Source organism: Gelidibacter sp. (genome assembly GCF_039916245.1).
Lineage (GTDB): Bacteria > Bacteroidota > Bacteroidia > Flavobacteriales > Flavobacteriaceae > Gelidibacter.
The window spans coordinates 1-10,651 of record NZ_JBDSLS010000283.1 but is presented as its reverse complement, the minus strand read 5'-3'; the positions used below and the strand labels follow the sequence as shown (position 1 = coordinate 10,651).

The following is a 10,651-nucleotide window of genomic DNA, read 5'->3' as shown; positions in this document are numbered from 1 at the left end:
GTTGCACCAATAATATTACTGGTCACAAAAGGCTGTTGGGTTACAAAGGCCAAAGACATCTGCGCTAAAGATAAATTGTGATTATAAGCAATAGCAAGGTAGCGTTTTGTTGCTTCTGTACATTGTGTACTGCTATATCTTGCAAACCTTGTAAAGAGATTCAATCTTGAATTTATGGTGTCCGTGCCCATAATATATTTTCCAGATAGCACGCCACAGCCCAATGGTGAATACGCTAAAAGTCCAATGTTTTCTCTCATGGCAATTTCTGCCATATCGCCTTCAAAACTCCGATTGAGTAAGGAATAGGCATTCTGAACGGTCAGCATTCGTGGTAAATTATGTGCTTTTGATTCTTCCAAGAAGCGCATGGTTCCCCATGCTTTTTCGTTAGAGATTCCGATATATCTGACTTTTCCCGATTTGATAATGCCATCAAAAGTGTGGAGGATTTCATTAAAGTTATCTTGCCACTGGTCATCTTCATGTTTATAATCACGAATGCCCAAAGTGTTAGTATTGCGTTCTGGCCAATGTAGTTGATACAAATCAATATAATCGGTCTTCAAGCGTTTTAAACTGTTGTTAACCGCGTCTTTTAAAGCTTCAGGACTAAAGCCATTCGTTCTGATGTGAGCGGTATAATCTCCTGTACCAGCTATTTTAGAAGCCAAAACGACCTTGTCTCTATTTCCAGATTTTTCAAACCAATTGCCAATGATGCGCTCGGTATCTGCGTAAGTTTTTGCTTCAGCAGGAACAGGGTAAAGTTCTGCCGTGTCAAAAAAATTAATGCCTCGTTCCAAGGCATAATCCATTTGTTCAAAAGCCTCGTCTTGGGTATTTTGAAGTCCCCAAGTCATAGTTCCCAAACACAGTTTGCTGACTTTTAAATTGGTGTGGGGAAGTGTGGTGTATTTCATAAGTGGTTATTTCATTTCCACGAAGGTGGAATTCTCCCTGCGAAGGCAGGGATCTTATTTGAGTTATATGTATTCAGTGGGGTAAATTTAAAAAGACCTGTCAGGTTTCAAAAACCTGACAGGTCTGAAATCAGTTAATAAAATTAATCATTCAACAATTTTGAAATTTCATCTAATTTCGGGGTTAAAATAACTTCAATTCTTCTGTTTTTAGCTTTGCCTTCGTTGGTGTCGTTTGTAGCTATTGGTGCAAATTCTCCACGGCCAGCAGCAGTTAAGTTTTCTGGATTAATGGCCGGGTTCTCTCTTAAAATTTGAACAATGGCCGTCGCACGTTTTGTTGATAAATCCCAGTTGCTGTTCATGACTCCTGTTCCCGTGTAAGGCACGTTGTCTGTATGTCCTTCAATCAAAATAGCAATGTCTGGATTTTCAGCCAATACGCTTCCTAATTGTTGTACGGCTTGTTTTCCATTCACACCCACGGCCCAACTTCCAGATTGAAACAACAATTTGTTTTCCATCGAAACGTAGACTTTTCCGTCACGTTGTTCAACCGTCAAGCCTTTGCCTTCAAAGTTGGTTAAGGCTCTTGAAATGGTATCTTTTAGTTTATTCATGGCCGCATCTTTTGAGGCGATTACGCTTTCAAGTTCGGCAATGCGGTTTGAACGCGCTTCCATGTCTTGTTTTAATTTTTGTAAACGTGCATTTTCGGCAGCGAGTGCTTGTTCCTTAGCTTCTAGTTGCGCCAATAACTCTCTATTCTTTTTAGCATTATCAGCAATGGCCGAAGAACTGTTTTGTTCTAAAGCCTGGTAGGATTGTTGTAAATTATCAAGATTGGTTTTTGCAATATCGTAATCTTTTTGAAGTTGATTGCGTTTTGCAGTGGTGTCATCGTAATCTCTTTGAAGTTGTGCTAATCTGTTCTGTGCAAGAATTAAATCTTTTTTAAGATCGGCATTATCATCAGATATTTTACGATTCTCTTTTCTTAAAGTGGCGTATTTATTTTCTAAATCAGTATAGATTTTTTTAGATACGCAAGACGTTGTTAATACAAGCGTTAATGCAATAAGGGACAATTTTTTAATCATGTTTATAGATGTTTAGGTGTTTGTTGTTAAGGTATTTGTTGTTTGGTTGTTAGTTGTTAATTTGATATTATGTGATTGCCACGAATACACGAATGCTTTTCGGCTGCCAACTGCCGACTGCTGACTGCCAACTGAAGACTGCCAACTGTCTTAATCCTCAATTTCAAGCAAAATCGGACAATGATCACTATGTATCGCATCCGAAAGGATAACGCTGCGTTTTAGTTTTTCTTGTAAAGGTGCACTCACTAATGCGTAATCCAATCGCCAGCCCTTGTTTCGTTCTCGGGAATTAGCTCTGTAGCTCCACCACGTGTAATGGTCAGGTTCCTTGTTAAAGTGTCTGAAAGAGTCTATAAACCCGTTGTTCATGAAGTTGCCAATCCAGTGGCGTTCTACAGGTAAAAAACCAGAAACGTTTGAAAGACCTTTCGGATTGTGGATGTCTATTTCTTCATGACAGATATTATAATCGCCCAAAATAATCAGATTTGGAATGTCTTTTTTTAATTCGTCTATATAATAATGAAACATATCCATATAATCAAATTTGTGCTGCAAACGGGCATCGTTGGTACCAGAGGGCAGATACAAACTCATTATAGACACGTTATCAAAATCGACTCTAATATTTCGACCTTCAAAATCCATGGAGGCAATTCCCGTCCCATATTCCACATGATTTGGCTTGGTTTTACTGAGGATGGCAACGCCACTATAGCCTTTTTTTTGAGCACTGAACCAATAATGATATGGATAGCCAGCCTCTTCAAAAACGGTGACGTCCAATTGTTCTTTCATCGCCTTAATTTCCTGCAGACAAATCACATCAGGATTGGCGCTTTTTAACCAATCGATGAAGCCTTTGTTGAGTGCTGCGCGAATACCGTTGACGTTGTAAGAGATGATTTTCATTAAGTGAGTATTAAGATGTGAGTATCAAGTACAAAGATTAAAGCTTAACAATTAATTGGACAACTGAATTCTTAATACTTTGTACTTGATACTTTATACTGTTTTCGGTGCAAACTTAAATAATACTGTACTTTTATACGATAATTTTAAAGGCATTTTAACGATAATATATTTTGGTCTTTAGAAGTTAATGTAAGAGATGAAAATTGCCGCTTCACTTGTCTTTTTTTTAATCGGTTGTTGTGTGTATGCACAGCGGCCGAGCGCCAATTATAGAACGAAAAAGATGGCTGTGAACGATTCGATTCAAATTGATTCGGTAAGCATCAATTCCAGTCAATTCAGTCTTAAGACGAAAAACGACGTCTATATTGATACCTCTTATTATAAAGTGGATTTTTCAAAAGCGCTTTTAATCTTCAAAAAACCGATCGCGACAGATTCGGTGATCATCGATTATCTCAGATATCCAAACTTCATCACGCGAAAATATTTTCAGCTCGATGATAATATTGTTGTTGATAATACGAACAATATGCAGCAATTATACAAGATGCAGCGCTCAACTTTAACGCAAATTTTTACACCTTTTGAAGGGTTAACCACGTCTGGAAGTATTTCAAGAGGCGTGACCATAGGAAATAATCAGAACTCTGTTTTGAATAGCGAACTGGATTTGCAAATTTCAGGAAAGTTGAGCGATAAAGTGTCCTTACGAGCGTCCATTCAAGATGCCAATATTCCATTGCAGGAAGGTGGTTATTCGCAACGTTTGGATGAGTTTGATCAAGTTTTTATTGAATTGTTCAGCGATAATTGGCGGATAAGAGCTGGGGATATCGATTTGCAGAATACTGATTCCTATTTTGCAGGTTTCGGTAAACGTGTCCAGGGTTTAAATGTCGATGTTGATTTAGGTAATGATGACACTAAGACACATCTTTTTGCTGCGGGTGCTTTGGTAAGGGGTCAATTTACCACCAGTCAGTTTAGAGCGCAAGAGGGCAATCAAGGTCCCTATAAATTAAGAGGGCCCAACAACGAGTTGTATGTGCTGGTTATTTCGGGAAGTGAAACGGTTTATGTGAATGGAATGCCAATAAAAAGAGGCGAAAATCAAGATTATATCATCGATTATAATGCTGGCGAAATTATTTTCAATGCCACTTTTCCGATGACTTCTGAAATGCGAATTACGGTAGATTACCAATTCAGTGAACGCAATTTTTCACGATTTACAACATTTGGTGGCGGAAGTGTTGAAACCGAAAAGTTCAAGATTGGTGCTTCGGTCTATTCGGAAGTCGATTCTAAAAATCAACCCTTACAACAGAATTTATCGCCTGAACAGGTCCAAATTCTGGCCAATGCTGGTGATGACCAATCCCTAATGGTAGCTCCATCTGGTTCACCTGAGCCCTATAATGAGAATCGTATTTTATATAAAAAAGAAGTGATTGGCGGTGTCGAAGTTTATGTGTTTTCAAGTAATCCGCAAGATGAATTGTACAGTGTTAAATTCCGACGGGTCGGCAATAATCAAGGCGATTATGTGCTGATCAATACCAATGCGGTTTCTAATATTTATGAATATGTATCGCCTATTTCTGGCCTGCCTCAAGGCAATTATGCCGCGATTGTACAATTGATTGCACCAACAAAATTGCAAGTTGCCGTGGTTAATGGTAACTATAAACCCACTGAACGCACCGACATTTACTTTGAAGCGGCGGGAAGTAAAAATGACTTGAATCTCTTTTCTAATTTGGATGATAACAACAACGATGGATTTGCGGGAAAACTTCGTGTACGACAAGATGTGATTAAAAAGGACAGCCTTTGGAATATGTCCGCCATTCTTGATGCCGATATGATTCAACAGAATTTTAAAAGTATTCAACGCTTGTATTATGCTGAGTTTAATCGGGATTGGAATTTAGAAATGCCTCTGGGAAATCAAAATTTGCTGACTGCTGGTCTTGATCTTTTCCATCCAAAGCATGGCATCGCCAGTTATAAATTTGAGCATCTTAATTATTCTGAAAATTTTAATGGCAATCGTCATAGTGCATTTGCCAGTTTGAAATTTGATCAATGGCAGGTGTTTTCAAATTCTAGTGTGTTGCGTAGTGAAAGTGATCTTTCAGAATCGACATTTTTAAGAACGTTCAATAGATTTACATATAACTTCAAGAATCAATGGTTGGGCACAAAGTTAGCGGCCGAGGATAATGAGCAACGTGAAATATTCACCAATCAATTGACCGCCTTGAGCCAACGATTTAAATCGGCGGAAGTGTTTTACGGAATGGGCGATAGCACCAAAGTTTTTGCGGAAGTGGGCTATAGACATCGTGTGAATGACAGTCTTCGCATGAATCGTGTGGAAAAAGTGAGTAGTTCAAATACCTATTATCTCAAGTCCAAGCTCATTCAGAATACGGCTACAAATTTGGGTGTTTATATCAATTATCGCAGCTTAAAAGCGGTGGATGCCGCCATTGAGGATGAGCACTCCTTGAATTCAAGAATGACCTTTAATCAGCAATTGTTTAATCAAATTGTGCAATGGAATACCGTTTTTGAAACCAATTCGGGAAGTTTGCCGCAGCAAGATTTTACCTATGTCAAAGTAGAACCTGGCCAAGGTTCCTACAGTTGGATAGATTATAATAACAACGGCATTCAGGAATTGGATGAATTTGAAATCGCGCAATTTCAAGATCAAGGAGAATATATACGGGTGTTATTGCCCAACCAAGTATTTATTCAAACACATCAAAATAGGTTGAGTCAAACGGTAACCATCAATCCGCAGCAATGGGCGGTAAGCGATAGTAACGCCGAGAAGTTCTGGTCGCATTTTTACAATCAGACGTCGTATTTAGTAGATCGAAAAATTAAAAGAGAAAATAATGCCTTTGATTTGAATCCGTTTGCGGGGAACGATGAAAATCAGTTGGCACTGAACAAAAACGTTCGGAATGTTCTGTTTTTCAATAGAGGCAAACAATATTTTACAACCTCCTACACATTTTTGGCCAACACGGCGAAAACCTTGCTTTCCATCGGATTTCAAGAGAGTAAGCTCAAAAGCCATCAGGTTAATTTTAATCACAAATTTGCCGAAAGTTGGCTCTTGAATTTAAAAACCAGTTTAGAAGAAAACGAAAGTTTAAGCGAGAATTTTGCATCGCGAAATTTCTTGATTGATGAAACGCGCTTGCAGCCTAAAGTGTCGTATTTATTAAATGAAAACGCCCGTTTTGATGTGTTTTATCAATACACGTCCAAAGACAATACCATCGGTAATATGGAAGCCTTGCTTCAGAATAATATTGGGATTTCCTTTACCTATAACAAAGCTCAAAAAGTGGGGCTTACAGGCGAGATCAATTTTTTTGACAACACTTTTGAAGGCAACGCAAATACCCCGGTATCCTATCAAATGTTAGAAGGACTACAACCAGGGAATAATTTTACTTGGACTTTATTGGCACAACGGAAGTTGACAGCTTTTTTGGATTTAAACCTCAATTACTTCGGACGAAAAACAGAAACATCGAAAACAATTCATATCGGAACCATTCAGTTGAAGGCTTATTTTTAGTGTATGATGCACATCATATTATACGTCAATTTTTTTATGTAGATTTGCTTTTGTTATGTCAAAACTAGTTGCCGTATTATATGCTTCCCTGATTCTTTTTCAAAGTTTGAACATTAGCTTTGAAGACGTTTCAAAATTTAGCGTGCTATTGGAACATGCTTCCTATCATAAAGATACTTATGGGGATTCCTTTTTTGATTTTCTTGCTGAACATTACGGCGAAGCTTCTTTAGGATATGGGATTGATCATTCTGAGCATAAGGATTTACCCTTCAAAAATGACAGTAAAACCTGTTGTCATGTGAATTCTTCTTTTACACTTCAAACCATTGATTTTGTAAGATCTTACACCTCTTTTGTTGAAATTCCTTTTAATTTCTTTTACAAGGAATCAACGTCTTCCTTTGTGAAACCGTCTGTGTTTCAGCCCCCTCGATTCGCATAATTCGTTTTAGATTAAGTTATTTTAAATAAGCTGTTTATCGATGGCTTATAACGCTTTATGTATGAATTATGTTAGGACATATTATTAAATTTAGTTTAAAGAATAAGCTAATTATTCTATTATTTATGGGATTTATCATTGGTTTCGGAATTTTTTCCTTGACTAAAATCCCCATTGGAGCCGTTCCAGATATTACCAATAACCAAGTGCAGGTTATTACCACCTCGCGCAATTTGTCCACACAAGATGTGGAGCAGTTTATTACCTATCCTGTGGAATTGGAAATGGCCAATTTACCGGGAGTTATTGAGATCCGCTCGACTTCAAAATTTGGACTTTCTATTGTGACCGTTGTGTTTGAAGATGACATGGGGACTTATCTGCCACGCCAATTAATTGCCGAAAAGATTAGTTCTGCTTCCGAAAAAATTCCCGAAGGTTTTGGAAGGCCAGAAATGGGTCCTATTACTACGGGTCTGGGCGAAATCTACCAGTATATTCTGGATGTAAAACCGGGTTATGAAGACCGGTATAGCATTACTGAGTTGCGCACCATCCAAGATTGGATCGTAAAACGTCAATTGTCGGGAATTCCTGGCGTCGTTGAGGTTAATACATGGGGCGGTTTTTTAAAGGAATACGAGGTCGCCATCAATCCGCAGCAATTGAATGCCATGAATATTTCGATTTCAGAAATTTATGACGCTTTGGAAAAAAACAACAGTGTCGCTGGCGGTGGGTACATTGAGAAAAATAATCAGGCCTTTTTTATTCGAGGCGAAGGTTTGGTAGCGTCACTTCAAGATATTGAAAATATCGTCGTTAAAAATGATGGCGTTCCTATCTATGTCAAGGACATTGCTAAAGTTGGTTTTGGACATGCCACACGTTTCGGTGCCATTACCGGAAATGGAGAAGGGGAGAAAGTGATGGGGCAAATCATGATGATCAAGGATGGAGACTCCAAGAAAATCATTGAGGCTGTTAAGGATCGGGTCGCTGCCATTGAGCAAAGTTTGCCAGAAGGGGTTTATATCAATGCCTTTTTAGAGCGAACAGAGCTTATTGATAAGACCACATTTACAGTGGCAGAAAATCTCGTTTTGGGGTCATTGATTGTCATTTTTGTGGTGGTTTTATTATTGGGTAACTGGCGTTCAGGCTTGGTGGTCGCTTCGGTAATTCCATTGAGTTTGCTGTTTGCTATTTCAATGATGAATGTGTTTGGCGTGGATGCCAATTTAATGAGTCTCGGTGCTATTGATTTCGGAATTATCATTGATGGCTCGGTCATTATTGTGGAGTTTATCGCCTTTCAGATCGTGAAGCAAAGTGGTAAAATTCAGGGGCTGTCAAAGGCGGATCAGCGTTCTGAAATAGATCGGATTACTTTAAAAAGTGCTTCCAAAATGATGAATTCGGCCATTTTTGGACAATTGATCATTCTAATCGTTTTTATTCCGATCCTGTCTTTGAGCGGTGTAGAGGGTAAGATGTTCCGACCTATGGCGATGACGTTTAGTTTTGCACTCGTAGGTGCGATGATCTTTTGTTTGACCTATGTTCCGGTGGTATCGTCTCTATTTTTAAAAACAGGAAAACAAAAGGATTCCAATATTTCAGTTCGGTTAATGCGATTTTTAAATAGGCAATACCGTCCAATAATTAATTGGGCATTTTTGAATACACGGATTGTTGTCGGATCATCAGTACTATTATTGATCTTAAGTGGTTGGGTTTTTAGTCGAATGGGAGGCGAATTTGTACCTACGCTTGATGAAGGCGATTTTGTAATTCAACCCGTCTTAAAAACAGGAACATCCTTGAGTAAAACCATTGAGGTCACGACTAAAATTGAACAAATATTATTGGAAAACTTTCCTGAGGTAGATCAAGTGGTCACGCGAATAGGTGCTGCTGAAGTGCCAACCGATCCCATGTCCATGGAAGAAAGTGACGTGATCATTACTTTAAAACCGAAAAAAGAATGGACTTCTGCCAGTTCAAAAAACGAATTGGCCGATAAGTTTGAAGAAGCTTTGAAAGTCATTCCAGGATTGGAAGTGGAGTTTACGCAACCAATTGAAATGCGTTTTAATGAATTGATTACAGGTGTTCGAGCAGATTTGGCCATCAAGATTTTTGGGGATGATTTATCGGTTTTAGCACATAAGGCAGATGAAATTAAAAATTTGATCCAACATGTAGAAGGTGCTTCAGATATTATTGTTGAAAAAGTAGATGGGTTACCGCAAATGAGTGTCAAATTCAACCGCGCAAAAATTGCAAGATATGGTCTTAATATTTACGATCTGAATCAATTGATTTCCACAGGTTTTGCTGGTGGCACCGTCGGTAGTGTTTTTGAAGGTGAACGTCGATTCGATTTGGTTGTTCGACTCGAGGAATCCAAACGCAAGAATATTGAACATCTTCAAAATTTATATGTTGATGTGCCTAACGGCGGTAAAATTCCTTTAAGTGAATTGGCTGAGATTACTTACACCACAGGGCCTGCGCAAATATCGCGCGATGATACTAAGCGGCGTATCGTGGTTGGCGTCAATGTTAGAAATCGAGATTTACAATCGGTGGTTGATGAAGTACAAACGATTATTGATAGTAAACTAAAGTTGCCAACTGGCTACACGATAACCTATGGCGGACAGTTTGAAAACTTGCAAAGTGCCAAAGCACGATTGATGATTGCTGTTCCTGTGGCGTTAGTACTCATCTTTATCTTGCTCTACTTCGCCTTCCATTCCGTTAAGGATGCTTTGTTGATTTACTCTGCCATTCCTTTATCTGCAGTGGGGGGAATTCTATTTTTATGGATGAGAGATTTGCCGTTCAGTATTTCGGCAGGAGTAGGTTTTATTGCGCTTTTCGGAATCGCCGTCCTCAACGGAATTGTATTAATCGAACATTTTAAGGAGCTTAAAAGCCAGGGTGTTACTGATATTGAAGAACGCATCAAACGTGCTACACAAGAGCGTTTAAGACCGGTATTGCTTACGGCATCTGCTGCGGCCTTAGGATTTTTACCGATGGCTATCTCTACCAATGCTGGTGCAGAAGTACAGCGACCATTGGCTACTGTGGTTATTGGTGGCTTAATCAGTGCGACAATTTTAACACTGGTGGTCTTACCAGTGTTATATGCTTGGGTAGAAAAGAAAAAGGAACTAAAAATGAATAAAACAGGACTTTTAATAGTGGTTTTTTTAATGCTGACCTTTAATTTGAGTGCTCAGGAAAAACCGATGACGATTGAAGAGACGATTAATCTGGCGATTGAAAATAATTATGGATTAAAAGCGTCTGCATTACAAATCGAGGAAGCGGATGCGTTGGTCGGAAGTGCGTTCAGTTTTGATAAAACCTCTGTGTATTACCATTATGACCAAAATAATCTCGCCGTTAATAATCTCCCTCTAAAAGTGTTTGGCGTCACTCAAGATTTTAAATTTCCAACGGTGTATTTTGCTGATAAAAAAGTGAATCGGGCGCAAGTGAACTTACAAGAATCTGCACGTGATATCAAACTTCAAACTTTGAAAAGAGAGGTGTATTTGGCCTATTACAATTTGAGTTATGCCAAGAACAAGGAAAGGTCTTATCAGTATTTAGATAGTTTATATCAGAATTTCGCTCATGC

The 10,651-nt window shown here is 38.6% G+C and carries 6 protein-coding genes; 3 read left to right on the top strand and 3 right to left on the bottom strand.

Annotation, left to right across the window (positions count from 1 at the left end):
- The 3 genes from ABIQ28_RS14545 to ABIQ28_RS14535 all read right to left on the bottom strand — a co-directional run.
- Positions 1-923 (bottom strand): aldo/keto reductase (locus tag ABIQ28_RS14545; RefSeq protein ID WP_348038563.1); only part of this gene is annotated, 923 nt, incomplete at its 3' end.
- Positions 924-1,066: 143 nt separating this feature from the next.
- On the bottom strand, positions 1,067-2,023 hold the full coding sequence (locus ABIQ28_RS14540) for an OmpA family protein (RefSeq protein ID WP_348038561.1): 957 nt from the start codon (positions 2,021-2,023) through the stop codon (positions 1,067-1,069).
- Between the two features lie 150 nt (positions 2,024-2,173).
- Positions 2,174-2,938, bottom strand: a complete 765-nt coding sequence (locus tag ABIQ28_RS14535; protein WP_348038559.1) for an exodeoxyribonuclease III — start codon at positions 2,936-2,938, stop codon at positions 2,174-2,176.
- A 199-nt stretch (positions 2,939-3,137) separates the two neighbouring features.
- Here ABIQ28_RS14535 and ABIQ28_RS14530 point away from each other — a divergent pair, with 199 nt between their 5' ends.
- The 3 genes from ABIQ28_RS14530 to ABIQ28_RS14520 all read left to right on the top strand — a co-directional run.
- Complete coding sequence (locus ABIQ28_RS14530) at positions 3,138-6,548, top strand: hypothetical protein (protein WP_348038557.1); 3,411 nt, start codon at positions 3,138-3,140, stop codon at positions 6,546-6,548.
- A 55-nt stretch (positions 6,549-6,603) separates the two neighbouring features.
- A complete protein-coding gene (locus ABIQ28_RS14525; RefSeq protein WP_348038555.1) occupies positions 6,604-6,993 on the top strand; it encodes a hypothetical protein in 390 nt (129 codons plus the stop codon).
- A gap of 68 nt (positions 6,994-7,061) precedes the next feature.
- Positions 7,062-10,651: CusA/CzcA family heavy metal efflux RND transporter (locus ABIQ28_RS14520; protein WP_348038553.1), on the top strand; the 3,590-nt coding region annotated here is incomplete at its 3' end.

Bases quoted from the DNA above. Each gene is read 5' to 3' on its own strand.
- ABIQ28_RS14540 (WP_348038561.1), bottom strand. From the start codon at position 2,023: ATGATTAAAAAATTGTCCCTTATTGCATTAACGCTTGTATTAACAACG.
- ABIQ28_RS14535 (WP_348038559.1), bottom strand. From the start codon at position 2,938: ATGAAAATCATCTCTTACAACGTCAACGGTATTCGCGCAGCACTCAAC.
- ABIQ28_RS14530 (WP_348038557.1), top strand. From the start codon at position 3,138: ATGAAAATTGCCGCTTCACTTGTCTTTTTTTTAATCGGTTGTTGTGTG.
- ABIQ28_RS14525 (WP_348038555.1), top strand. From the start codon at position 6,604: ATGTCAAAACTAGTTGCCGTATTATATGCTTCCCTGATTCTTTTTCAA.